At 62.8% G+C, this 23,836-nt stretch carries 25 protein-coding genes, 1 pseudogene and 1 riboswitch; of the genes and pseudogenes, 16 read left to right on the top strand and 10 right to left on the bottom strand.

Translation table 11 applies throughout. The features are described 5' to 3' along the window. Positions 1 to 19: 19 nt before the first annotated feature. From NKH02_RS07540 to NKH02_RS07525, 4 genes are all read right to left on the bottom strand, one after another. Complete coding sequence (locus tag NKH02_RS07540) at positions 20 to 1,129, bottom strand: glycoside hydrolase family 25 protein (protein WP_352877631.1); 1,110 nt, start codon at positions 1,127 to 1,129, stop codon at positions 20 to 22. Between the two features lie 134 nt (positions 1,130 to 1,263). Next, positions 1,264 to 1,767, bottom strand: coding sequence for a GNAT family N-acetyltransferase (locus NKH02_RS07535; RefSeq protein ID WP_352877609.1), 504 nt, complete (start codon positions 1,765 to 1,767; stop codon positions 1,264 to 1,266). Continuing rightward, the gene (locus tag NKH02_RS07530; protein ID WP_352626533.1) at positions 1,764 to 2,051 is read right to left on the bottom strand and encodes a type II toxin-antitoxin system TacA family antitoxin; all 288 of its coding nucleotides are present in this window, start codon (positions 2,049 to 2,051) and stop codon (positions 1,764 to 1,766) included. Before NKH02_RS07530 ends, NKH02_RS07535 begins: the two co-directional genes overlap by 4 nt. A 58-nt stretch (positions 2,052 to 2,109) precedes the next feature. Next, the gene (locus tag NKH02_RS07525; protein ID WP_352877607.1) at positions 2,110 to 2,346 is read right to left on the bottom strand and encodes a hypothetical protein; all 237 of its coding nucleotides are present in this window, start codon (positions 2,344 to 2,346) and stop codon (positions 2,110 to 2,112) included. A gap of 187 nt (positions 2,347 to 2,533) precedes the next feature. Between NKH02_RS07525 and NKH02_RS07520 the strand changes: the two genes are divergently transcribed. Then, positions 2,534 to 4,303 carry an acyl-CoA dehydrogenase family protein gene (locus NKH02_RS07520; RefSeq protein WP_352877604.1) on the top strand — a complete coding sequence of 590 codons (1,770 nt, stop codon included), beginning with the start codon at positions 2,534 to 2,536 and terminating at the stop codon, positions 4,301 to 4,303. A 19-nt stretch (positions 4,304 to 4,322) separates the two neighbouring features. Beyond that, the gene (locus tag NKH02_RS07515) at positions 4,323 to 5,075 is read left to right on the top strand and encodes a crotonase/enoyl-CoA hydratase family protein (protein ID WP_352877601.1); all 753 of its coding nucleotides are present in this window, start codon (positions 4,323 to 4,325) and stop codon (positions 5,073 to 5,075) included. A gap of 9 nt (positions 5,076 to 5,084) precedes the next feature. Here the strand turns inward: NKH02_RS07515 and pdxH are convergent, their stop codons facing one another. Then, positions 5,085 to 5,702 (bottom strand): pyridoxamine 5'-phosphate oxidase, encoded by a 618-nt coding sequence (gene pdxH / locus NKH02_RS07510; protein WP_352877598.1) that lies wholly within the window; start codon positions 5,700 to 5,702, stop codon positions 5,085 to 5,087. A 77-nt stretch (positions 5,703 to 5,779) separates the two neighbouring features. Between pdxH and NKH02_RS07505 the strand changes: the two genes are divergently transcribed. The 4 genes from NKH02_RS07505 to NKH02_RS07490 all read left to right on the top strand — a co-directional run bounded on the left by NKH02_RS07505 (position 5,780) and on the right by NKH02_RS07490 (position 8,987). Then, positions 5,780 to 6,241, top strand: coding sequence for an RT0821/Lpp0805 family surface protein (locus NKH02_RS07505; RefSeq protein WP_352877595.1), 462 nt, complete (start codon positions 5,780 to 5,782; stop codon positions 6,239 to 6,241). A 261-nt stretch (positions 6,242 to 6,502) separates the two neighbouring features. Beyond that, the gene (locus NKH02_RS07500) at positions 6,503 to 7,432 is read left to right on the top strand and encodes a DnaJ C-terminal domain-containing protein (protein WP_352870349.1); all 930 of its coding nucleotides are present in this window, start codon (positions 6,503 to 6,505) and stop codon (positions 7,430 to 7,432) included. Positions 7,433 to 7,538: 106 nt separating this feature from the next. After that, positions 7,539 to 8,357, top strand: coding sequence for an enoyl-ACP reductase FabI (fabI, locus tag NKH02_RS07495; RefSeq protein ID WP_023808634.1), 819 nt, complete (start codon positions 7,539 to 7,541; stop codon positions 8,355 to 8,357). 42 nt (positions 8,358 to 8,399) lie between these two features. Beyond that, on the top strand, positions 8,400 to 8,987 hold the full coding sequence (locus tag NKH02_RS07490; protein ID WP_352877594.1) for a histidine phosphatase family protein: 588 nt from the start codon (positions 8,400 to 8,402) through the stop codon (positions 8,985 to 8,987). A 135-nt stretch (positions 8,988 to 9,122) separates the two neighbouring features. Here the strand turns inward: NKH02_RS07490 and NKH02_RS07485 are convergent, their stop codons facing one another. Beyond that, the gene (locus NKH02_RS07485) at positions 9,123 to 9,383 is read right to left on the bottom strand and encodes a DUF1344 domain-containing protein (RefSeq protein WP_352877592.1); all 261 of its coding nucleotides are present in this window, start codon (positions 9,381 to 9,383) and stop codon (positions 9,123 to 9,125) included. Positions 9,384 to 9,662: 279 nt separating this feature from the next. On the opposite strand from NKH02_RS07485, the gene aroC reads away from it, so the two are divergent. After that, entirely contained in the window at positions 9,663 to 10,778 is a 1,116-nt protein-coding gene (gene aroC / locus NKH02_RS07480) for a chorismate synthase (protein WP_352877591.1), read from the top strand. An 85-nt stretch (positions 10,779 to 10,863) separates the two neighbouring features. Beyond that, positions 10,864 to 11,964: a 3,4-dihydroxy-2-butanone-4-phosphate synthase gene (ribB, locus tag NKH02_RS07475; protein WP_352877588.1), complete on the top strand. Its 1,101-nt coding sequence runs from the start codon at positions 10,864 to 10,866 to the stop codon at positions 11,962 to 11,964. Between the two features lie 44 nt (positions 11,965 to 12,008). On the opposite strand, the gene NKH02_RS07470 is transcribed toward ribB, so the two are convergent. Next, positions 12,009 to 13,232 (bottom strand): MFS transporter, encoded by a 1,224-nt coding sequence (locus NKH02_RS07470; RefSeq protein ID WP_352877586.1) that lies wholly within the window; start codon positions 13,230 to 13,232, stop codon positions 12,009 to 12,011. Positions 13,233 to 13,352: 120 nt separating this feature from the next. Between NKH02_RS07470 and NKH02_RS07465 the strand changes: the two genes are divergently transcribed. Together NKH02_RS07465 and NKH02_RS07460 are read left to right on the top strand one after the other, a co-directional pair. Then, positions 13,353 to 13,961: a TetR/AcrR family transcriptional regulator gene (locus tag NKH02_RS07465; RefSeq protein WP_352870343.1), complete on the top strand. Its 609-nt coding sequence runs from the start codon at positions 13,353 to 13,355 to the stop codon at positions 13,959 to 13,961. Positions 13,962 to 14,294: 333 nt separating this feature from the next. After that, the gene (locus NKH02_RS07460; protein ID WP_352877585.1) at positions 14,295 to 15,278 is read left to right on the top strand and encodes a hypothetical protein; all 984 of its coding nucleotides are present in this window, start codon (positions 14,295 to 14,297) and stop codon (positions 15,276 to 15,278) included. Positions 15,279 to 15,394: 116 nt separating this feature from the next. Here NKH02_RS07460 and bluB read toward each other — a convergent pair. Next, positions 15,395 to 16,012: pseudogene (gene bluB / locus NKH02_RS07455) on the bottom strand (5,6-dimethylbenzimidazole synthase); the annotation flags it as partial. A 60-nt stretch (positions 16,013 to 16,072) separates the two neighbouring features. Next, positions 16,073 to 16,252: riboswitch (cobalamin riboswitch) on the bottom strand. A 121-nt stretch (positions 16,253 to 16,373) separates the two neighbouring features. On the opposite strand from bluB, the gene NKH02_RS07450 reads away from it, so the two are divergent. The 6 genes from NKH02_RS07450 (at position 16,374) to NKH02_RS07425 (ending at position 21,379) form a co-directional block, all read left to right on the top strand. After that, positions 16,374 to 17,300: a histone deacetylase family protein gene (locus NKH02_RS07450; protein WP_352870341.1), complete on the top strand. Its 927-nt coding sequence runs from the start codon at positions 16,374 to 16,376 to the stop codon at positions 17,298 to 17,300. A 3-nt stretch (positions 17,301 to 17,303) separates the two neighbouring features. Beyond that, positions 17,304 to 17,555 carry an exodeoxyribonuclease VII small subunit gene (locus tag NKH02_RS07445; RefSeq protein WP_027046614.1) on the top strand — a complete coding sequence of 84 codons (252 nt, stop codon included), beginning with the start codon at positions 17,304 to 17,306 and terminating at the stop codon, positions 17,553 to 17,555. A 109-nt stretch (positions 17,556 to 17,664) separates the two neighbouring features. Then, a complete protein-coding gene (locus NKH02_RS07440) occupies positions 17,665 to 17,931 on the top strand; it encodes a DUF2277 domain-containing protein (RefSeq protein WP_023759114.1) in 267 nt (88 codons plus the stop codon). 38 nt (positions 17,932 to 17,969) lie between these two features. Continuing rightward, positions 17,970 to 18,890, top strand: a complete 921-nt coding sequence (locus NKH02_RS07435) for a pirin family protein (protein WP_352870340.1) — start codon at positions 17,970 to 17,972, stop codon at positions 18,888 to 18,890. Between the two features lie 145 nt (positions 18,891 to 19,035). Further along, on the top strand, positions 19,036 to 20,949 hold the full coding sequence (dxs, locus tag NKH02_RS07430) for a 1-deoxy-D-xylulose-5-phosphate synthase (protein WP_352877582.1): 1,914 nt from the start codon (positions 19,036 to 19,038) through the stop codon (positions 20,947 to 20,949). Between the two features lie 142 nt (positions 20,950 to 21,091). After that, positions 21,092 to 21,379, top strand: coding sequence for a hypothetical protein (locus tag NKH02_RS07425; protein ID WP_352870338.1), 288 nt, complete (start codon positions 21,092 to 21,094; stop codon positions 21,377 to 21,379). Positions 21,380 to 21,485: 106 nt separating this feature from the next. Here NKH02_RS07425 and NKH02_RS07420 read toward each other — a convergent pair whose 3' ends face one another. Together NKH02_RS07420 and NKH02_RS07415 are read right to left on the bottom strand one after the other, a co-directional pair. Continuing rightward, positions 21,486 to 22,634 (bottom strand): GNAT family N-acetyltransferase, encoded by a 1,149-nt coding sequence (locus NKH02_RS07420; protein ID WP_352877580.1) that lies wholly within the window; start codon positions 22,632 to 22,634, stop codon positions 21,486 to 21,488. Then, the gene (locus NKH02_RS07415; RefSeq protein ID WP_352877577.1) at positions 22,631 to 23,626 is read right to left on the bottom strand and encodes a sterol desaturase family protein; all 996 of its coding nucleotides are present in this window, start codon (positions 23,624 to 23,626) and stop codon (positions 22,631 to 22,633) included. Before NKH02_RS07415 ends, NKH02_RS07420 begins: the two co-directional genes overlap by 4 nt. Between the last annotated feature and the right edge of the window lie 210 nt (positions 23,627 to 23,836).

Raw genomic sequence — 23,836 nt, 5'->3', positions numbered from 1 at the left:
CTATTGGAGAGACGGCAGTCTACCGCTGGCGGCGATATATCTCGGTCGAAGCGGTGCTGAGCGGATCGGCGACGGCAAAGGCGGCGTCGAGTTGGGCGGGGGAACGCTGTTCGGTCCGCTTCCAGGCGACATACTGGACAATGCCGAAGCCCGGCCGTCGCGGCACCGTCTTCACGACAGGCATGCGGAAACCGTCGCGAAATTTCGTCCAGCGCGTGCCCAGCGCTGCCACCATCTCCTCGAAGGTCGGTGGTGCTGCTACCGACGCATAGGTGATGGTGACGTTGCCTGCGAGGCCGGCTTCGCGTGAGATCGGCAGCGGTATCGAGGCGAGATAGTCGGGCGGCACGTCGATGACCCCACCGAACGGCCATTGAGCACGCAGTGTGGCCGCGTCCGTCGGCGCGACATTGACGTCGATGTCCTTGGGCGTGCCGGCGACCCTGTAAGGGCAGCGGAACCTGCCGCAATTGGCTTGCGCCGAAAACTGCCACAGCGCGTAGCCCTGCCAGTTGCCCATCGGAAAATGCACGTCGATGTCGTTGACGTAGCGGGCATACCAGAGCGGCAACCGCGACAGGAGCCTGTATCTGTAGCTGTTGTCGGCAATATACCGGGCCGTCTTGCCGTTGGTGTAGATGACCGGGAAGCGGCCGATGCGCCGATGCACCTGGCGCACGAATTCCTCGGCATCGTCGAGCGACATCCATTGCGAAGGATCATTGCCCTCGATGTCGAGAGCCATGAGATCGTCCGGCGCGGGTTCGGCGAAATCGAGGAAATTATTGGCCTGCTCGACCGGATTGCCGGGGCGGGCGAGATGATAGGCGCCCCATTTCAGGCCAAGCGCCTTGGCCACGACCCTGCGCGTCTGGAACAACTCGCGCGTCACCGCGTGGCGTTTCCACAGTGCCTTGCACAGTTTCACCTCGGTGTCGTCGCCCAAACAGAAATAGGGCGGCGGCATGCCGTCGGACGCCTTGTTGATGAAGCCGACGACCCGCTTGTCGGTGGCGAGCTGGGCCCAGTCGATGGAATTGTATTCGTAGGCGTCGACGACCAGGGCGCGATCAGCGTTCTTCCAGGGCTCGGAAAAATCCGAGGCCTTTGCCGCCATCGACAGCGCCATCGTCGCCGCGAAAGCGAGAAGCGCTGCGCGGCGAAGGAGGCGCGCCGTCCTTTTCAAACAGGGGATCCCCGTTGATCAAAGGCAAATCCTGAACCGCTATGGTTAAGGAAATGCTTTCAAGGCAATGCGGTGCGTCAGTCGAACAGCTTCAACGCCGTCGCTACCGATAGGAACATCGACAATGGGTGGCCTTGAAATGGCGTGAAACCATGTTTGCGATAGAAAACCGCAGCCTTGTCGTCCTTGGCGTCGACGATCAGCGCGAAGCAGGCAGGAGCAGCTTGAGCGCAGCGCCGGAGCGCATCCACGATCAATATCGATCCAACTCGTTGTCCCTGATATCGGGTATCGACTGCCAACCTTCCGATCAATATGACGGGCAGGACTGGATAACGCGGTAGGCGTTTTGTCAGGTCTTGTGGCAGCGAAGCTATGGGCACGCTTGACGCTGCAAGAGTGTAATATCCGGCAATGAGATCGACATCACGGTCTGCGGCGACAAAGCAGTTGCTGATTCGGCGTTTGACGTCCTGGCTCGCCTGCTCGCGTAGATAGTGGTCGAGTGCCAGCACGCCACAACTGAATGCCTTACGATCATACGATCCGCCCAGCGGCGCGATGATCAGGTCTAGACTCACCGGGATTCGACGACAAGTCGCTTGTAGGCGTCGGCAGCTTTGCGCAGCGCTTCATTGGGTTCGGGTGGATTGAGAATGGCTTCTACCAGAGCGTGCTGATCCTCGATGGACAGGCGGATGATAGCAGTCTCCTCAATGGTGCGTTGTGCAGCTTCCTGCGCTGCGGAGACCACGAAGTCGCTGACGCTGCGGCCCTGGATTTCGGCGGCACGTTTCACCACACTCAGCATATCCGGTGAGATCCGAGCTTCGAGACGGGCGGTACGGGTCTGTTGGTTTGGCATCACGATCACCTCTAGGACGATATGTACGGGTTTTGACCGTACATATCAAGTGCCGCGTTCAGCGTTGCGTGAATGGCTGAACCTCGAACGGGTCAGGCGCTGGTTCTTGCCGCAACGTGCCATCGGTCGCGCGTTTGCGGTGGTGGGCCAGCGAGCATTGCGGCGAGCACAATATGCCGCGATCCGACCAGTAGGCGGCGCCGTTCTCGATCTTGCCCTGATAATACCAGAATCCCTCCGACCGGTAGGGCAGGCCGCATTCGCTGCAGCGATAGGCGTCGGGTCTGGCGAGCATGGGACATTCGGGTCGATGGTTTGTGCCTGATCGAATCTAATGCATGCGAACGCGATTGCAAAATCAGCGTGACAAAATTTGACGTTTACGTAAAAAGAAGAAGAGAGACTGACCAAAGGGCGGATGGTTTTGCAGCGGCACCGGCTCCAGGGTTGACCGGGCCGATGTATCGGGAGGAGGAAGCGGCATGTATCGAGCACCGGTCGAGGATATCGCGTTCACCTTGAAGCACGTGTCGGGCATGAAATCCGCCCTCGACGCCGGCAGGTTCGGCGATCTAGGCGAGGATCTGGTCGATGCCGTCCTTGCCGAGGCTGGCCGTTTCGCCACCGAGGAGGTGGCACCGCTCTACAAGATCGGCGACGAACAAGGTACGGTGCTGAAGGGTGCCGCCGTCACCACGCCGCCCGGCTGGAAGGAGCTCTATCGCCGCTGGATCGACGGCGGCTGGAACGCGCTCTCGGGGCCCGAGGAGTATGGCGGCCAGGCACTGCCGACCATGCTTGGCGTGGCGGCGCTCGAAATGTGGAACTCCGCCGCCATGGCCTTCGGCATCGGTCCGACGCTGACCATGGGCGCGGTCGAAGCGCTCGACAAACACGCCTCCGAAGACCTCAAGGCAAAATATCTCGAAAAGCTCGTGTCCGGCGAATGGATGGGCACGATGAACCTGACCGAGCCGCAGGCCGGCTCCGACCTCGCCGCCTTGCGTGCCCGCGCCGAGCCGGCCGACGACGGCAGCTACCGCATCTTCGGCCAAAAAATCTTCATCACCTATGGCGAGCACGATTTCACCGACAACATCATCCACCTTGTGCTGGCGCGGCTGCCCGATGCGCCGGCCGGCACGCGCGGCATCTCACTGTTCCTGGTGCCGAAATTCCTGGTCGGCGACGATGGCTCGCTCGGCGCGCGCAATGACGTCTTCTGTTCCGGCCTCGAGCACAAGCTCGGCATTCATGCCTCGCCGACCTGCACCATGATCTATGGTGACGGCTTCCAGGGCGCCAAGCCGGGTGCCGTCGGATGGCTGATCGGCGAGGAGAACAAAGGCCTCGCCTGCATGTTCACCATGATGAACAATGCGCGGCTTTGTGTCGGCATGCAGGGCGTCGCGGTCGCGGAAGCCGCGACCCAGAAGGCGATAGCCTATGCCAACGAGCGCCGGCAAGGCAAAGCGGCAAGCTACGCTGGTGCCGGCATGGCGCCCATCGTCCATCACCCCGACGTGCAGCGCAATCTCCTGACCATGAAGGCGCTGACGCAAATCGCGCGGGCGATCAGCTATTCCTGTGCCCACGCCATCGACCTGGCCCGCGTCTCGGACGGCGACGAGGCGGCGCACTGGCGCGACCGTGCCAATCTGCTGACGCCGCTGGCCAAGGCTTTCTCGACCGATGTCGGCGTCGAGGTTGCGTCGCTCGGCGTCCAGGTGCATGGCGGCATGGGCTTCATCGAGGAGACGGGCGCGGCCGCCTTCTACCGCGATGCGCGCATCGCGCCGATCTATGAGGGCACCAACGGCATCCAGGCGATCGATCTGGTCATGCGCAAGCTGCCGCTCGGCGGCGGCGACCATGTGCATGGTTATATCGATGAACTGGCAGCGGTGGCAGGAGCGGTGCGAACCTCGAACCTGCAGGGTTTCGGCCGCACCGCCGATGCTCTCGACGCAGCATTTGCTGATCTGACACAAGCGACCCGTTTCCTGCAAAAACTGGCGGCCGACGGCCGCTCGGACGAGGCGCTGGCGGGTGCTACGCCCTATCTCAGGCTGATCTCGCTGGCCGCCGGCGGCGCCTATCTGGCGCGGGGCGCTCTTGCCGATCAGGGCCGTATCGCTCTTTGCCGCTTCTTCGCCGAAAACCTGCTCGGCGAGGTCAGTGCCTTGAAGGAGCGCGTCGTCGAAGGCGCCGAGAGCCTCGCCGTAGCCGGCAAGACGCTCATTTCTGCCTGACGTTCACAAGGAAAAGACCGTGACAGATCATATCCTCGTCGAGCGCCAGGGCGCCATCCAGATCATCCGCATGAACCGGCCGGACAAGAAGAACGCGCTGACGCGCGCCATGTATGAGAAAATGTCAAAAACCCTGGCCGAAGGCGACGCCGATCCAGCGATCCGCGTCCATGTATTCCTCGGCGTGCCCGGCGCCTTCTCCTCCGGCAACGATCTCGCCGATTTCATGGTCGTCGCCACCGGCGGCGATGGCGGCACCGAGGTCTGGGACTTTCTGATGGCGCTGGCCAGGGTGGAAAAGCCCATCGTCTCCGGCGTCGACGGCATCGCGGTCGGCATCGGCACGACCCTCAACCTGCATTGCGACCTGACCTTCGCCACGCCGCGCACCGTGTTCAGGACGCCTTTCGTCGATCTTGGCCTGGTGCCGGAGGCGGGATCCAGCCTCTTGGCGCCGAGAATCCTGGGACAGCAGGGCGCGTTTGCGCTGCTCGGCCTCGGCGAGGGCTTTTCGGCCGAACGGGCGAAGGCCGCCGGCCTGATCTACGAGGTGGTCGAGGAAGCAGCACTTGAAGCCGCGGTGCTGGCGGCCGCCGGCCAGATCGCGGCCAAGCCGCCGCAGGCGCTGAAGATCGCGCGCGACCTGATGCGCGGCTCGCGCCACGATCTCCTCGCCCGCATCGGCGAGGAAAGCGAGCATTTTCGCGAGCGGCTGAAATCGGATGAGGCGCGCGCGGCGCTCACGGCGTTCATGACGAGAAAGAAGGCCTGAGCCTCTCTTTCAGGGGTAAAGCCTCGTCTTGTCCCAGCCGCCTTTCGCATCGCGGGAAAAGACCACGCGGTCGTGCAGCCGGAACGGCCTGTCGTGCCAGAATTCGATCGTCCGCGGGACGATGCGAAAGCCCGACCAGTACTTTGGCCTAGGGATCTCGCCCATCGCATGGCGCGCTGTGTATTCGGCCACCGCCTTCTCCAGGGCGAAACGGCTTTCCAGCGGTCGCGACTGTTTCGAGGCCCAGGCGCCGATGCGGCTGCCGCGAGGCCGCGTTGCGTAATAGGCGTCGGCCTCGGCGTCGCTGACGATCTCGACCGGTCCGCGAATGCGCACCTGCCGGCGCAGCGATTTCCAATGGAAGCACATCGCCGCCTTCATGCTGCCAAGAATTTCCTGGCCCTTGGCGCTCTCGAAATTCGTATAGAAGACAAACCCGCTTTCATCGAACCCCTTGAGCAGGACCATGCGCACGTTCGGCATGCCGTCGGCATCGACGGTCGCCAGCGCCACGCCGTTGGGGTCGTTCAATTCGCTCTTCGTGGCGTCCTCCAGCCATGCGGCAAAGAGGCGAAACGGCTCCGCGGCCTCGGTAAAGTCACCGCTTGTTAACTCTGTGTCACTCATAGTTTTTCTCAATTTGTCACGAAGCCCAGAATTTTTTACGAAGCCCAGATTTTCAAGAAGCAGGGGGAGGTTGCCGATTGTCGCGTATCGCGCAAGCTTTTGACAGCAGGCAATGGGGCGTTATCGCTTCGGCCAGCACGAAAGTCGCGATCGTGGCGTTCGCCTTGCCGCTTGCCGCCTGTGGCGCCGGTGGCTTCAGCCTGGAAAAGGCCGAAGTCGACCGCTCGATCCTGACCAGCAGCACATCGGCCTCGGCCGCGCCGGCCAATTTGGATCGCGACTCCGACCAGACGACGATCGGCAACGCGGTGTCCTCGGCCGACATCGAGCAGCTCGGCGGGCAGGCCGTGCCGTGGGCCAATGCCGGTACCGGGTCACGCGGTTCCATCACCGGGCTGGCCGAATTGAAGGACAACGGCCAGATATGCCGCCGTTTCAAGGTCTCGCGCGAGAGCTTTGACGGCGTCGCCATGTTCGAGGGCGAACTGTGCCTCGCCAGCGCCGGCGGCTGGCGCATGCAGGACTTCAAGGCGCTCTGAGCTTGATCCGAGAGTCGATCGGGTCGGCTCGGTGGGTCTTTTCGCCGGCCGCTGCGTCGCCAATCTTGCCGATATCCCGATATCGGCTGCGATCGGCTCCTTCCGGACCGACAAAAATCCGTCACCAATCCTCAGCCGCCGACTTTCGGATCAGGCTCTGATTTTCCGCTTTTGATATGCTGCTCCAGCACTGGAATTTCTTCCTATGCGAGCGCATATAGGGGGCAACCAGAGACTCAACTCTTCTCCAGGGCAGTAAGCATGCGCGACCCCTATGAGGTGCTGGGCGTTGCCAAGAACGCATCGGCCAAGGACATAAAATCGGCGTATCGGAAACTCGCCAAGAAGCATCATCCGGATCAGAATCCGAATGATCCCAAGGCGAAGGACCGTTTTGCCGCGGCCAACCAGGCCTACGAGATCGTCGGCGACGAGAAGAATCGCGCCGCTTTCGATCGCGGCGAGATCGACGCCGACGGCAAGCCGCGATTCCAGGGCTTCGAGGGCGCTGCCGGTGGCGGCGATCCCTTCGGCGGATTTCGCCGGCAGCAAGGTCCGGGCGGTTCGCGATTCGAATTCCGCTCCGGCCGCCCGGGCGGCGATCCGTTCGACGGCAACAGCGACATCTTCAGCCAGATATTCGGTGATGCCTTTTCGGGCGCGCGCGGTGCCGGCACGGGCGATCGCCGTCAGCCGGCGACCGCTGCCGACCTGAATGTGACGCTCGACGTGACCATCGAGGAAGCGGCGACCGCCGAAAAGGTGACGGCGATGTTCCCTGACGGCCGCAAGGTGGCGGTGAAGCTGCCGGTCTATGTCGAGGACGGCCAGACCATCCGTCTGAAGGGGCAGGGCGAGCAAGGGCCAGGCCAGCCGGGCGACGCGCTGGTCAAGATCCATCTGCGCCGCCACCCGCGCTACCGCATCGAGGGCCGCGACCTGCACGCCGATCTGCCGGTGGCACTGGCGGATGCGGTGCTCGGCGCCAAGGTGCCGGTCGATACGCCGACCGGCCGGCTCGCGGTCAACATCCCTGCTTGGTCGAGCTCGGACAAGGTCCTGCGGCTGAAGGGCAGGGGCCTGCCGGAAAAGGCCGGCGGCCACGGCGATCTCTACGCCCATGTGCGGATCATGCTGCCGGAGGGCGGCGATAGCGCGCTCGAAACGCTGTTGCGCGGCCAAAAAGGCTGATCGACGGCTTTTGTCCCCTGAACTGTCCGGTTTGAGCGCTTGAAGGGGCTCTGTGCCTGTGCGATAGGGCACTCCACAAAGCAGAAACCTTGCGGAGAGCGCTCACATGGCGGGTGGACAGGGCCTAATGGCCGGCAAGCGCGGCCTTATTCTTGGCGTCGCCAACAACAGATCGATCGCCTACGGCATCGCCAAGTCGTGCGTCGATCATGGCGCCGAGATCGCGCTGACCTATCAGGGCGAGGCGTTCAAGAAGCGCGTCGAACCGCTGGCGGCGGAACTTGGCGCCTTTGTCGCCGGCCATTGCGACGTCACTGATCCGGCGAGCCTCGACGAGGTTTTCGCCAATGTCGCCAAGCATTGGGGCAAGCTTGATTTCCTCGTCCACGCCATTGCCTTCTCCGACAAGGACGAGCTGACCGGCCGCTATGTCGAGACGACGCGCGACAATTTCCTGCGCACCATGGACATTTCGGTCTACTCCTTCACCACCATTGCCAAGCGCGCCGAAGCGCTGATGACCAATGGCGGCTCGCTGCTGACCCTGACCTACTACGGCGCCGAAAAGGTAATGCCGCATTACAACGTCATGGGTGTCGCCAAGGCGGCGCTCGAGGCCAGCGTGCGCTACCTGGCCGTCGACCTCGGCGCCAAGAAGATCCGCGTCAACGCCATCTCGGCTGGCCCGATCAAGACGCTGGCCGCTTCCGGCATCGGCGATTTCCGCTACATCCTGAAGTGGAACGAGTACAATTCGCCGCTGAAGCAAACGGTGACGCAGGAGGAAGTCGGCGATTCCGGCGTCTACTTCCTGTCCGACCTGTCGCGCGGCGTCACCGGTGAAGTGCATCACGTCGATTCGGGCTACCACGTCGTCGGCATGAAGGCGGTCGACGCGCCCGACATTTCGACGGTCAAGGACTAACCGCCAACCGTCGTCCGTCCCGATCCCGCACCGGAAGACTTGATGTATCCGCTGGTTTATATCGCGCGCCACGGCCAAACCGCGTGGAACGCCGAATTCCGGCTTCAGGGGCAGGCCGACACCGATCTCAACGCTCTTGGCCGCGAACAGGCGACCGGAAACGGCCAGCGGCTCGCCGGACTGGTCCAAAATTCCTGGGAATTCGACTTCGTCGCCAGCCCGATGAAACGGACGCGCGAAACGATGCAGCGGGTCCGCGCCGCGATGAAGCTCGATCCGGATGCCTATCGAACCGACCCGCGCCTCGTCGAAGTCAATTTCGGCGATTGGCAGGGATTTACCTTTGCCGAGCTTGAGACACGGTATCCCGGAGCGAGCAGGACGCGCGCGCTGGACAAATGGAACTTTCAGCCGCCGGGCAAAGGCGCGGAGAGTTACCAGATGCTGCTCGAACGGGTGAGGCCCTGCTTCGACGCGATCCAACGCCCGACGATCTGCGTGACCCATGGCGGCGTCATGCGCGCCTTGTTTCGCTTCGTTCTGGGACTGGCCGAGGACGAGGCAGCGAACCTGGACATACCGCACGATCGCCTGCTCAAGCTCGAAGGCAAGAGCCTGGAGTGGCTGTAAGCCACTGAATGTATGTTACCCAAAATGGGGGAATGACATGCGCAAAATCAATGACCCGAAGCGCGTCGCCTGAATCCGTTCGAACGCGACGCGCTTAGAGGTGCGGAACCATCGCTCCGATCTTGGCAGAAAGCCTTAATTCGCCGAGCTGTCCGGCAGTTCCATGTCGGTGACGACGTTTTCGCCATTGGTCACGTCGTAGGCGATGACGATGTCCATGCCCGGCTTCCGCGCGTCGAGATCGGTCTCGGAGTTCAGCTTGTAGGACTTGCCGTCATCCAGCGTCAGCGTCAGCGCGTCCTTGTCGACGTTCTTGATCAAGCCTTCGGTCTGGCCGGCGAAAGCGGCGGTGGAAAGCAGCAGTGTGGCGGCAACGGCGCCAATCAGGGTACGCATAATCGTTCCTCTTTATCATTGCACCGGCATGGCGGCGGACGTTCAACGGCGGATGGAGCAGAGCAGAAACCAACCGAATGTGTCAAAACTAAATCCGCCAGATCACAGTTTGACCCCTGTGAAAAACGCCAATAGAAGGCAAGCTACAGCGCCGCGCGTCCTCTTGGACGCGCAAAGGACGCTGTAGCACTTTTGATTTTGCGCATGATCCTTTCCGAAAATCGCTCCGATTTTCGGGGTCATGCGCCAAGCAGGCTCCGATGCCGGGCAGGGTCATTTATGTCTCATAACACGTTCGGCCACCTCTTCCGCGTCACCACCTGGGGCGAAAGCCATGGCCCGTCGCTCGGCTGCGTGGTCGACGGCTGTCCGCCCGGCATCCGTTTTACTCAAGCTGACATCCAGGCGGAACTCGACAAGCGCCGGCCGGGACAGTCACGTTTCGTGACGCAGCGTCGCGAACCGGATGAAGTGAAAGTGCTGTCAGGCTTCATCCTCGACGAGGACGGCGAGACGATGATCACCACCGGCACGCCGGTCTCGATGCTGATCGAGAATGTCGACCAGCGTTCAAAGGATTATGGCGAGATCGCCCGCCAATACCGGCCCGGCCATGCCGACTACACCTATGACGTCAAATATGGCGTGCGCGATTATCGTGGCGGCGGCCGCTCCTCGGCTCGCGAGACCGCGGCGCGCGTGGCGGCCGGCGCGCTCGCCCGCAAGGTTGTGCCGGGCGTGGTGGTGCGCGGCGCGCTGGTGTCGATGGGGGAAAAATCCATCGACCGCGCCAACTGGAACTGGAATTTCCTCGGCGACGCCGAAAATCCGTTCTTCACCCCCGATCCGGCTTCCGTTCCCGTCTTCACTAGATATCTCGACGGCATCCGCAAGGCTGGCTCCTCGGTAGGTGCGGTGATCGAGATCGTCGCCGACGGCGTTCCAGCAGGCCTCGGCGCGCCGATCTATGCCAAGCTCGACCAGGACATCGCGTCCGGCCTGATGTCGATCAACGCCGTCAAGGGCGTCGAGATCGGCAACGGCTTCGAGGCCGCCCGCATCACCGGCGAGCAGAATGCCGACGAGATGCGCATCGGCAATGACGGCAAGCCGGTGTTTCTGTCCAACAATGCCGGCGGCATCCTGGGAGGCATCTCGACCGGCCAGGCGATCGTCGCCCGTTTCGCCGTCAAGCCGACCTCGTCGATCCTGACGCCGCGAAAGTCGATCGACAAGGACGGTAAGGACGTCGAGATCATGACCAAGGGTCGCCACGACCCGTGTGTGGGTATCCGCGCCGTGCCGATCGGCGAGGCGATGGTTGCCTGCGCGATCGCCGATCACTATCTGCGTCATCGGGGACAGACAGGGAAGGGAATAGGCAGTAGGGAATAGGCAGTAGGCCGCACGATACAGTCATTTTCCTTTCCCTACTGCCTTACTGCCTACTCCCTATTCCCTGCGAGCGAAGCGAGCGTTCATGCCTTACGATCAGAAGAAAATCGTCGAAGCCCTGCGCGCTTTCGAACGCGGCGAGATCGTTGTCGTCATGGATGATGACGGGCGCGAGAACGAGGGTGATCTGATCGTCGCCGCCGTCCACTGCACGTCGGAAAAGATGGCGTTCATCGTCCGCCACACGTCCGGTATTGTCTGCACGCCGATGCCGCGCGAGGAAGCAAAGCGGCTCAACTTGCAGCCGATGGTCGCCGACAATGATTCGGCCCACACCACTGCTTTCACCGTCAGCGTCGATTTCAAGCATGGCACGACCACAGGCATTTCGGCTGAGGACCGCACGCTGACCGTGCGCAACCTTGCCAACGGCAATGTCGGCGCCTCGGACTTCGTCCGGCCCGGCCACATCTTCCCGCTGATCGCGCGCGAGGGCGGCGTGCTGATGCGCTCTGGCCATACCGAAGCCGCGGTCGATCTCTGCAAGCTCGCCGGCCTGCCGCCGGTCGGCGTCATTTCCGAGTTGGTCAATGATGACGGCACCGTCAAGCGCGGCCCGCAGGTGCAGGCTTTCGCCCAGGAGCATGGCCTGAAGCAGATTTCGGTCGCCGATCTCATCGCCTACCGGCAGCGCAAGGAGACGCTGGTCGAGCGCGTAGCCTGCTCCGAAATCGACACGCTCGGCGGCAAGGCGCAGGTCTTCACCTATACGCTGCCCTGGGACTCCATGCATCATGTCGCGATTGTCTTCGGCGACATCCGCGACGGCGAGGACGTGCCGGTGCGCCTGCATTCAGAAGATGTCGTGACGGATGTGTTCGGCACCAGCCACCGGCTCGACGCCATCATGAAGGCGATGGGCGAGCGCCGGCGCGGCGTCATCGTCTATCTGCGCGAAGGCTCCGTCGGCGTCGCCCATCAGGAGCGCAAGCGGCCGGCGAGCGGCGACCGCGAGGATCACGAAGAGGCGCGCCGCCGCGAAAACGAGTGGCGCGAGATCGGGCTCGGCGCGCAGATACTCAAGGATCTCGGCATTTCCTCGATCAACCTGATCGCCTCGCGCGAACGCCATTATGTCGGCCTCGAGGGCTTTGGCATCCATATCGCCAAGACCGAGATTCTCTGAGCCTCCGGCCGACAGAGCCCGGTTTCAAACCGGGCGCCCGTCGATCATTCCGCCGCAATCGCGGTGGCTTCGCATCCGTCCAGTTCGCACTCCTGAGTGGCAAGGCTGCGCTGCCCAAGCAGCACGGTGGCCAGTGCGATTGTGCCTGAAGCCACCGAGACCCAGAACCCGTTCTGGGCGCCGAACACGTCCACCACCGCACCGGCGGCGAAGGACCCGATGGCCATGCCGACGCCGATCCCGGTCATCACCCAGGTGATGCCTTCGGTCAGCATCGCTTCCGGCACATGCCGCTCGATCAGGCCGAAGGCGGTGATGAAGGTCGGCGAGATCGCCACGCCGCTGATGAACACGGTCAGCGCCAGCAGAGGCACGGTGTCGGCGGTGAGCGGCAGCAGCGTGCCGAGCGCGACGAGGGCGACTGCGATGGCCAACTGGCGTTGCAGCGGCGCTTTCAGGTTGAGCGCGCCGACGACGATGCCCAACACGAACGATCCCAGCGCATAGACGCCGATGACGAGGCTCGCGGCCCCCGGTTGGCCAAGCTCCTTGGTGATCGCCACCGTGCTTACTTCGGTCGTTGCAAACGTCGCGCCGATGAAGATCAGGGCGAAGGTGAGGATCTGCACCGGCCGCAGGCGGATTGCCGAGCCGCTAGAGCCCTGTTCCACCGGTTGCACTTGCGGCTCGGTCGAGCGCTGCAGGATGAAGGCGGTCGAGCCGAAGGCAAGGAACAAGGTGCTCACCAGCATGCCCGCTTCCGGGAACAGGGCGGCACTCAGGCCCACCGACAGCGATGCCCCAGCGATATAGACCAGCTCATCGGCTGCCGACTCGAAGGCGAAAGCGGTGTTCATCTGCGGCCGCCCGCGGAAAATATCGGTCCAGCGCGCGCGCACCATTGCCGGGATGCTGGGCATCGCGGCAGCCAGCAGTGCCGACACGAACAGCGTCCATACCGGCCAGTCCTGATTTGCCGCCGCTATCAGGACGGCGAAGGCCAGCACGGAAATGATGGTGGTGGGCACTACGATCCGCGTCTGGCCAAGGCGATCCACCAGTCTTGATATCTGCGGCGCGAGGAAAGCGTTGGCGAGCGCGAATGTCGCGGCGACGGCGCCGGCCAGCCAATATTCGCCGCGCGTCTGCGACAGCATTGCCACGATGCCGATTGGTGCCATGGCGATCGGCAGGCGCGCTATGAAGCCTGCGGCGGCAAAGCCCTTGGCTCCGGGGGCACGAAAGATCTCCGCATAGGGATTTTGCATGGGTTGGTTCCTCGACAAAGCACGATTCGACAATTACATACGGTGCGTATGAATATCAAATAAAGCATACGCCGCGTATGTCAATTGGCATACGGCACGTATGTTGGTAGGGCCAGAGCCATGCACAAACCTCGCAAGGAGATGATTGCCGAGACGCGCGCCAAGCTGATCGCGGCCGCCCGCCATGCCTTCGGCACGGTCGGCTATGCCGAAGCCTCGATGGATGACTTCACTGCCTCAGCCGGGCTGACGCGCGGCGCGCTGTATCATCACTTCGGCGACAAGAAGGGACTGCTGCAGGCGGTTATCGCCGAAATCGACGGCGAGATGGCGGCACGCATCAATGAGGTCGCGTCGAGAGCGCCGACCCGCTGGCAGCATTTTGTCGACGAATGCACGACCTATATCGAGATGGCGCTTGAGCCGGAAATCCAGCGCATCATGTTCCGGGATGGCCCGGCCGTTCTCGGGGATCCGGCACAATGGCCGAACGCCAATGCGTGCATCGCTTCAATGACCAGCCATCTGACGGCGCTGCAGGAGGAGGGAGTCGTCGTCTCCAGCCTCGACCCCGAAACGGCCTCGCGGCTGATCAACGGCGCGAGCAGCCAGGCGGCGCAACGGATCGCCAATTCGAACGACCCCGAAGCGACCTCGAAGAAAGTGGTGACGGCGTTCAAGCAACTGCTCGAAGGCCTGCTCAAAAAGCCGGGTTCGCAATCGAACTGAAATCCCATCGGTGGCCCGGCGCCACGGTAGGGCTTCGAACTCAAAAGACCTTACGACAGCCAGTTCGGCGGTGCCGGCAGCTTTTCACGATAGGAATTTTTTCTTGATTCCATGACCTCAGCTATGGTACATATTCGTCCATGGTGCTGATTTGCGCCAGTGACCCGCCGCACAGGCGGGTTTTTCGGTTGATGCTCCGTCAGCCAACGCGCCGGCGAAGGCTGCGAAGGAAACCCGTTAACCCGAGTTCGTTGCCCGGGCGCCAACCCGGCAATTGACAATCGCCGGGTTGGGTCCATCCTTTCCGACCACCTCTGAGGGGAGATTCGGGGCATGTGGGATTTCGATATCGGCGGGTCGGTGTCCATCATGATGCGAACCTGGCCGTTCATTGTCTTTCGCATGATCGTCTATTTCGGCATTACGCTGGCCTACATCATGGCGACGGGCACCGGCGCTAGCGTCGGCTATGGCGTCGGCCATATCTCCACCGATCCCGACGGGCCGCTGTCCTTTGCCCTGTGGGGCGGCGTGGTCGGTTTCGGTATCGTCTCGATCGCCGTCTACTGGATCCGCGAATACATCCTCTATGTCGTCAAGGCCGGCCACATCGCCGTCATGGTCCATCTGATCGACGGCCGTGACATTCCCGGCGGCCAGGACCAGATCGCCTACGCCAAGGACATCGTGACCCAGCGTTTCGCGGAGGCCAACATCCTTTTCGTCGTCGACCAACTGGTCAAGGGCGCCATCCGCGCCATCACCGGCCTCATCGGCGGCATCGCCGCCTTCTTGCCTATCCCGGGCCTGGGCGGCTTGGTCTCCTTCATCAACACGGTGATCCGCCTGTCCCTGACCTATGTCGACGAGATCATCCTCGGCTACAACATCCGCATCAATTCGTCCTCGCCGTTCGAGACGGCGCGCCAGGGCGTCGTGCTCTATGCCCAGAACGGCAAGGTCATGGTCAAGAACGCCGTCTGGCTGGCGGTCATCATGTGGGGCGTGTCCTTCGTCATTTTCCTGCTCATGCTGGCCCCGGCCGCCGCCATTCTTTTCCTGATGCCCGGCCAACTCGCCGGCTGGGCCTTCGTGCTCGCCATCGTCTTCGCCTGGGCTTTCAAGGCGGCGTTCATCGAGCCCTTCGCCATCGCCTGCCTGATGCAGGTCTATTTCAAGACCATCGCCGGCCAGGTGCCCGATCCCGACTGGGATGCCCGGCTGGCCGAGGCGTCATCGAAGTTCAGGGAGCTTAGGGATAAGGCGCTGGCCTCCTTCGGCGGTTCGCGTTGGGGCACGGCCGGCGCGACAAGCTGATCGGCGAGGCTCGCCGGCGTGGCAGCAACGGTGTTGAGGCGCGCCACGGTCGATTTGAGCAACGCTTCACCTTGCCCGGAAAAAACCTCGCTCATGATCAGTTCCGGCAACGGCAGCCGCCGTCCCCAGCCATGCGTTTCAAGGTCCGGCTTTGGCGCGAACTCCGAGACACGGCCGACGCAGAGATAGGCGACCGGGGTCACATGCTCCGGAATTGACAGCAGGTCTTTCAGCGCTCGCGCCTCGATGATGCTGACCCAGCCGACACCGACGCCTTCGGCGCGCGCCGCCAGCCAGAAATTCTGCACTGCGCAGACCGTGCTGTAGAGGTCCATCTCCGGATTGTGCCAGCGTCCCAGCGGCGAACCTTCCGAGCGCTGCCGGTCGCAAGTGATGCAGATGTTGAGCGCGCTTTCGCAAATGCCTTCCAGCTTGAGTTTGCGGTAGAGCGCCTGGCGCTCTTCCTCGATGGCCGGCAATTCCTGCTCGCGCGCCGCCAGGAACAGGTCGCGCACCTTTTCCCGTCGTTCGGCATCGCGAATGACGATGAAATTCCAAGGCTGCATGAAGCCGACCGACGGCGCGTGATGAGCGGCAAGCAGCAGCCGCGCCAGCACCTCATCGTCGAGCGCGGTGGGCAGGAAGTGGCTGCGCACATCACGCCGCGTGAACATGGCGCGATACACCGCATCGCGCGCAATCTGCTCAAATCCATCGCCAACGGCAGCGGTCATGTGTTCCGGCATCGCTTGTCCCCTTGCGATTGCAATCAATGCCATCCGCCTGACCATGCGGATGACGATGCCTGCCAGGCCGGTCTTCTGGCTTGGGATCAACCCGCGTCCGGTGCCTTCCCGTCATCGACAGTGGCACATACCGGCGCGGTCCCCCTTACAGCGTTGGGCACGCCACGGAGTTCAACCGTGTTCCCGATTCTCCCGCTTGCGGCGGGCACCAGGCAGTGCCACGGACCTTACGCCGAAGCGCGGACGACGCCAATGCCTGCAGCGACGCGAATGGACGCAGGCGCGATTTTCCCCAATCATCGGCCGCCCGTGCATGGCCTTTGTCGATCCGGGTCACTAGATTAGGACGATGGCTACCCGTCTCTATACGCATCCAGTCTTCCTTGAGCACCTCACGCCGCCCGGCCATCCCGAGCGGCCGGACCGCTTGCGCGCCATCGAGCGCGTGCTGGACGACGAAGCTTTTGCCGCGCTCGATCGTATCCAGGCGCCGGAAGGCGACGAGGCCACCATCCTCTATGCCCATCCCGCCGATTTCGTCGCCCGCGTGCGCGCCGCCATTCCCGACGAGGGAATCGCCCGCATCGACGCCGACACCACCGCCAGCCCGAAGAGCTGGCAGGCGGCGATCACCGCGATCGGTGCAGCCAACGCCGCCGTCGACGACGTCTTTGCAGGCCGCGCCGACAATGTCTTCGTAGCCGCTCGGCCGCCCGGCCACCATGCCGAAAAAACCACGTCGATGGGTTTTTGTCTGTTCAACACCGCGGCGATCGCGGCGCGTTATGCGCAGAAGAAGCATGGTGTCGAGCGGGTTGCCGTCGTCGACTGGGACGTGCATCACGGCAACGGCACGCAGGATATTTTCTGGGACGATCCGTCGGTGCTCTATTGCTCGACGCACCAGATGCCGCTCTACCCCGGCACCGGCGCGAAGAACGAAACCGGCGCCGGCAACATCGTCAACGTACCGCTGGCGCCGCAGACCGGCAGCGAGGTGTTTCGCGATGCCTTCCTGTCGCGCGTGCTGCCGGCGCTCGACAATTTCGCGCCCGATCTGATCATCATTTCGGCCGGGTTCGACGCGCATCACCGCGATCCGCTGGCCGAGATCAACCTGACCGAGGACGATTTCGACTGGGCGACCGGCCAGCTGATGCAGCGCGCCGCGCGTCACAGCGGCAACCGGCTCGTCAGCCTGCTCGAGGGTGGCTACGATCTGCAGGGATTGGCATTTTCGGTCGCCGCCCATGTCGGGCGACTGATGAAAGGATGAATGATGGCCGGTGAGACCAACGAAGATGTCAAGGCGATGAGCTTCGAACAGGCACTCGACGCACTCGAAAAGATCGTCGATGATCTTGAGCGTGGCGACGTGCCGCTCGACCAGTCGATTAAGATCTATGAGCGCGGCGAGGCACTGAAAGCGCATTGCGACCGGCTGCTGAAGGCCGCCGAGGACAAGGTCGAGAAGATCAGGCTGTCGCGCGATGGCAAGCCGGTCGGAACGGAGCCGCTTGACGCGGATTGAGGCGGTCCGAACGGTGGTCTTGCCTCACCGGCTTTTGGACATGATCATGATCGAGGATAGAACGCGTCCCGATTGAAAGCGCTCCAGGACAAGAGGAGATACGGAAGCGATGTGCAGAAACATCAAGACCCTGTTCAATTTTGATCCGCCCGCTACCAACGACGAAGTCCGCGACGCAGCCCTTCAGTTCGTCCGCAAGCTGAGCGGAACGACGCGGCCTTCGAAGCAGAATCAGCATGCCTTCGACCACGCGGTCGAAGCCATCGCGGCATCGGCGCGCGAACTGCTCGATTCACTCGAAACCCATCAGCATCCGCGCAATCGCGAAGAAGTGGCGGCCAAACTAAGGGCGAAATCGGCGATCCGGTTTGCCTGATGCGTCCAGGCTGCCTCTGGCGTCGACGAGGAGAGTTCATGAGCTTTTTCCCGGGGAAAGACCCTGAAGTCGGCGACGCCTTCGCCAGCGACCAGATCGAACTGATGGTCATCCCGAATGCCAAGGACATTGGCGGTTTTCAGGTGCGCCGCGCCCTGCCGACCGCCAAGAGGCGGTTGGTTGGACCGTTCATCTTCTTCGACCGGATGGGCCCCGCGATCCTGCGCGCCGGGCAGGCGCTCGATGTCCGTCCGCATCCGCATATCGGCCTGTCGACGGTCACCTATCTGTTCGACGGCAGGATCAGGCATCGCGATTCACTCGGCACCGAAATGGTCATCCAGCCCGGTGACGTAAACCTGATGACCGCCGGCCGCGGCATCGTCCATTCCGAGCGCACCCCCGAAGAACTGCGCGGCGCGCCGATGTCGATTTCCGGCTTGCAGACCTGGTTGGCGCTGCCGGACGGCAAGGAAGAAGTAGCCCCGGTTTTCGAGAACACCGCAGCACTTCGGTTGCCCGAGATCGACGCCGAAGGCGTCAGCGGGCGCATCGTCATTGGTGATTTCCAGGGATTGCGGTCCCCGGTCAGGGCCGACTCCGAGACGCTTTATGCCGACCTGCGCCTTGCGCCAGGCGCCGGCGTGAAGATCCCGGCCGATGCGGAAGAACGGGCCATCTACACACTGGAAGGAGAGGTCTCGATTTCGGGCGACATTTTCCCGGCCGAACGGCTGCTGGTGTTTCGGCCCGGTGACGAGATCGTCGTATCGTCGCGGACCGGCGCGCATTTCATGCTGTTCGGCGGCGCTTCGCTCGGCTCGCAGCGCTACATCTGGTGGAATTTCGTCTCATCGTCGAAGGAACGCATCGAGCAGGCCAAGCAGGAATGGAAGACGGGACGCTTCGATATTGTTCCTGGCGATGAAGAAGAGTTCATTCCTCTGCCGGAAAGCTGATGCATGTCGCCCAAAGGTGGCCCCGGTTTTTGGGCGAACGGCGTGCATCAAAACAAAAACCACGGCCTGATCCGCGTCACTGACATGCATTTACATTCTCCGGCCGGCGGCCTATTTCGCCAATGAACAGAAAGCCTGGGCACCCGTGAACGCAACGCCGCATACGCCGCTTCTCGACAAGGTCCGCATCCCTGCCGACCTGCGCACGCTTGCCGAAAGCGAGCTGCCGCAATTGGCAGCCGAGCTTCGCGCCGAGCTGATCGACGCCGTCTCCCACACCGGCGGTCATCTTGGCGCCGGCCTTGGCGTGGTCGAGCTGACGGTGGCGCTGCACTATGTCTTCAACACCCCCGATGACCGGCTGATCTGGGATGTCGGCCACCAGGCCTATCCCCACAAGATCCTGACCGGTCGCCGTGACCGCATCCGCACGTTGCGCCAGGAAGGCGGTCTGTCGGGCTTCACCCGCCGCGCCGAGAGCGAGTACGATCCCTTCGGCGCCGCCCACTCCTCGACATCGATTTCGGCTGGCCTCGGCATGGCCGCCGCCCGCGATCTCTCCGGCGGCCGCAACAATGTCATCGCCGTCATCGGCGACGGTGCGATGTCTGCCGGCATGGCCTATGAGGCGATGAACAATGCCGGCGCGCTCGACGCGCGGCTCATCGTCATCCTCAACGACAACGACATGTCGATTGCGCCGCCGACCGGCGCGATGAGTGCCTATCTGGCGCGTCTGGCCTCGGGCAAGGCCTATATCGGCCTGCGCGACTTCGGCAAGAAACTGACGTCCTACCTCGGCAAGCGCGCCGACCGCGCGATCACAAGGGCGGTCGAGCATGCGCGCGGTTACGTCACCGGCGGCACGCTGTTCGAGGAGCTCGGTTTCTATCACATCGGCCCGATCGACGGTCACAATCTGGAGCATCTGATCCCGGTCCTGAAAAATGTCCGCGACAATGGCGAAGGCCCGGTGCTGATCCATGTCGTCACCCAGAAGGGCAAGGGCTACGCACCGGCGGAAGCCGCCGCCGACAAATATCACGGCGTCAACAAGTTCGATGTCATCACCGGCGCGCAGGCCAAGGCGCCGGCCAACGCGCCTGCCTACACCAAGGTGTTCGCAGAAAGCCTGGTTCAGGAAGGCCGCGAGGATGACCGCATCGTCGCCGTCACCGCCGCCATGCCGAGCGGCACCGGCCTCGACCTGTTCGGCGAAGCGTTTCCGTCGCGGACATTCGATGTCGGCATCGCCGAACAGCACGCGGTGACTTTCGCCGCCGGCCTTGCCACCGAAGGCTACAAGCCGTTCGCGGCGATCTATTCGACCTTCCTGCAGCGTGCCTACGACCAGGTCGTCCACGACGTCGCCATCCAGAAATTGCCGGTGCGCTTTCCCATCGACCGCGCCGGATTCGTCGGCGCCGATGGCGCGACCCATTGCGGCGCCTTCGACACCACTTTCCTGGCGACCTTGCCGGCTTTCGTCGTCATGGCGGCGGCCGACGAGGCGGAACTGCGCCACATGGTACGGACCGCGGCGAGCTATGATGAGGGCCCGATCGCCTTCCGGTATCCGCGCGGCAACGGCATCGGCGTCGACATGCCGGAGCGTGGCTCGGTTCTCGAAATCGGCAAGGGCCGCATCGTCAGGGAGGGCACCAAGGTGGCGCTGCTGTCCTTCGGCACGCGGCTGCAGGATTGTCTGATCGCCGCCGAGGAATTAGGTGCCGCCGGACTTTCCACCACGGTCGCCGATGCCCGTTTCGCCAAGCCGCTCGATGAGGATCTGATCCGGCGGCTGGCCCGCTCGCATGAGGTTCTGGTGACGGTGGAGGAGGGCGCCGTCGGCGGCTTCGCCAGCCACGTGCTGCAGTTCCTCGCCCATGAAGGTCTGCTGGAAAGCGGCCTGAAGGTGCGTCCGCTGGTGCTGCCCGACGCGTTCACCGACCACGCCAAGCCGGAAAAGATGTACGCCGATGCCGGGCTAGACGCGGCCGGCATCGTGCGCACCGTGTTCGTCGCGCTCGGTCATACAGTTCGCGCTCAGCGCGCCTGAATCAAAGCCTCAACGAATAAGTTAGCCGGACCGCGACCTTAACCCATTGTTTACGCTGCAATTTGGCTTTTCGCTTACCGTGTCTCTTGGCCGTTTTTCAACGACGCCCTGCTAGATCGTTGATCAGGCAGGGAGACGACAAATGAAAACGCTTCTGTGCGGCGTAGCGCTTTGCGCCGTCATCGTCGCGCCGGCCGCCGCCGAGACGCGCTATGATCGCAGCCTCGAAAAGGCGGCCATGGGCATTGTCGCCGGCAAGATGGGCGATATTCGCGGCGGCTTTTCCTACAAGCAGGTGCCGCAGCTTGTGGTCGTGCCGGGCGTAGCGCCGGCGGCCGTGACCGAACGCCCACTCGAGGAAGCCACGGGCAAGCCGGATGACGGTCTGTCGCCCGCCGTGGAACGGCAGGTTTCCCGAACCATATTCTAATTCTAAGTTCCAATGAGACCAGTAAGCCTGGGAGCCGCTTAGCAAGGTATGATCGGCATCGGTTTCCGGCCGATGCCTTTTCATTGTCCCAGCCGCCATGCCGGCGTTACTCCTCCGCCAGTTCCGCTCGTTTCGACGGTTTCTCCGAGCGCCATGATTTCGTGGCGTGGTGGGCCCGGTCGGCCAAGGCAGCGAGGCGCCCGCGCAGGCTTCGCCCACCCATCACCGACGACAAGGTCACCGAATGCGTCGAAAAGCGGCGCTTGAAATCCTCGCCGCCGCAGAGAAAGTCGACCGTGGTCAAGCCTTGGTCTAGCGACCACTGGATATAGTCCATCATCAAGACCATGCCCGGCGAGGCCCGCTCGAAGGCCGGGTCATAGGTCGTGACGAAAGCCATCATCGTTCCATGCTGCTCGAAATTGATCGAGATGGCGATGATCGCATCGTCGCGTTCGAGCACGAAGATGCGCAGCAATCCGAGCCCGGCCAGGACGGAGACCAGCGCCGCCAGAGCGGTGGAGCCTTCGTCGAAGAGGTCCGACGCGCGGCCGTGCTTTGCCAACCATAGCCGCTTCAGCGCCGCGACGCGCTCGAGCACCGGCTCGCGGTCTTCGTGCGCATCCATCAGCCGGAAGCGCAGCGCGCCGCCTTCCTCCATGAATTTGTGGCCACGGCGATAGTTTTGCCGGGTTTTTTTCGATTGGCTTTCGAACCATTGCGCGCCGTCTTGCCAGGTGCCAACGACACGATAGCTGATCTCGCTGCGATGGTTTGGCTGCAGGATCGTGCCGCGGCCTGGGACGGCGGGATCGAGCAGGGCTTGGAACCGGGCATCCGGCAACAAACGATTCAGATAGACGACGTCGAAGCCGCCATCGTCGACAATGCGTTGCCAGAGCTGCGGCAGGATCTGCGGATCGCAGTCGGGGGCGAGCAAGACATCGCCATAGTCGCAGTGATCCTTCGCCGCCCATTCCAGGATGCGGATGCCGGAGCGCTTGAAGGTCGCGAGTGGAATGACGGCCACAAGCCGCTCGTCGCTCCAGACCAACCCGATCCTGAGGCCGCGCCGGTCCTGATGCGGCGTCGTGCGCCACCAGGCCGAGATCCAGTCCGGATGCTGGAAAACGAGGCCGCCGGCGCGTTGCCAGAGCGCCGTCCAGGCCGGCGCTATTTCCGCCAGGCGCGCGGCCGAGGTCGCGACCTCGATCCGGTGCGTTCGCGGCAGCCGGCACACGACAGGCCCGTTCAAGGCTCGCCCCTTTGCGGCAATTGCCGTGGCTCGGGCTTGTCGGTGCGGAAGTGTCTGGCGATCTGCCGCCACATCCGTTTCAGCGGCAGGATATAGAGGCCTGCGAGCGACTGATAGTCGCGCGCGTTGCGTTCGATCAACCCGAACTTGAAATCCTCGTCCGGTCTGGGGACGCATAGAGTTCCGAACAGCCGGTCCCAGAACGAGAAGAGCAGCCCGAAGTTCTTGTCGTAATGGCGCGGGTCCGTGCTGTGGTGCAACTGATGCCAGTGCGGGCACAAGATCAGGTTGTTCAACGGCCCAAACGAAATCTTGAAATGCGTGTGCCTGACGAAATCCATCATCAGGATGTTGCGTATGATGTAGACGTTGACGCCGAAGATCGTCAGTTCGACGAGGTTCAACGCGACCAGCGACCAGATGCCGAAGCAGATGCCGGGAATGACGCCGTCCCAGGCCCGGTTCATCAATTCGTCGAGCGGGTGGACGCGATCCTTGGTGATGCCGACCATCACCTCGGCCGAATGGTGCACCTTGTGCAGTTCCCAGAGCACCGGATAGCGGTGCTGGGCGACGTGATAGAGATAGTACGAAATGTCGTAGGCGAGCAGCATGGTGATGGTGAAGATGGTCACCGTCACTGGCCCTGCCGGGCCTTCCACAAGGGGCGGCTGGATCGCCAGGAGCGTCGAGAGCAGCCAGTTCGTCGCATAGCCGACGGCGCTGACGAAGACGATGCCGGCAGGCAGCATGAGGAATGGCATCAGGGCCTTCCTCGTCACCCAGAACAAAAGGTCAGCCCTAGCCGAGGGATGAGTGATCACCTCGTGCGGGACCGCGAACTCGAAGAATTCTTTCCAGCTCTTTTTCTCGACCGTGCGCCAATAGGCGACGAGAGCGCTGAGCAAAGCGGTCAGCAACAGAAGTCCGGTCGCCAGCAGGCCAGCACCGGAAATCCGGTCAAGCACCTTGTAGACGATTTCGCTGGCCATTCCCAAGATTGCCGCCTCTTCATTCCGTTTTGCGGGCTGTCGCAGTCATAACATTTAAGTCCTCAAGCAAATGCGACAAAAATAGGTTAACGATCCATGAGATTTCTGGAACTCGGGACAGTGGTCCGCAAAACGGCGACGCCTGGTGCTTCGGCAGCCACGCGCGCCACCGCGTGTAGTTTTCAAAGGATGGTGGGCGTGACAGAAATA

It is taken from the genome of Mesorhizobium sp. M1396 (genome assembly GCF_040317725.1).
Lineage (GTDB): Bacteria > Pseudomonadota > Alphaproteobacteria > Rhizobiales > Rhizobiaceae > Mesorhizobium.
This window is presented reverse-complemented; position numbering and strand designations above follow the sequence as displayed.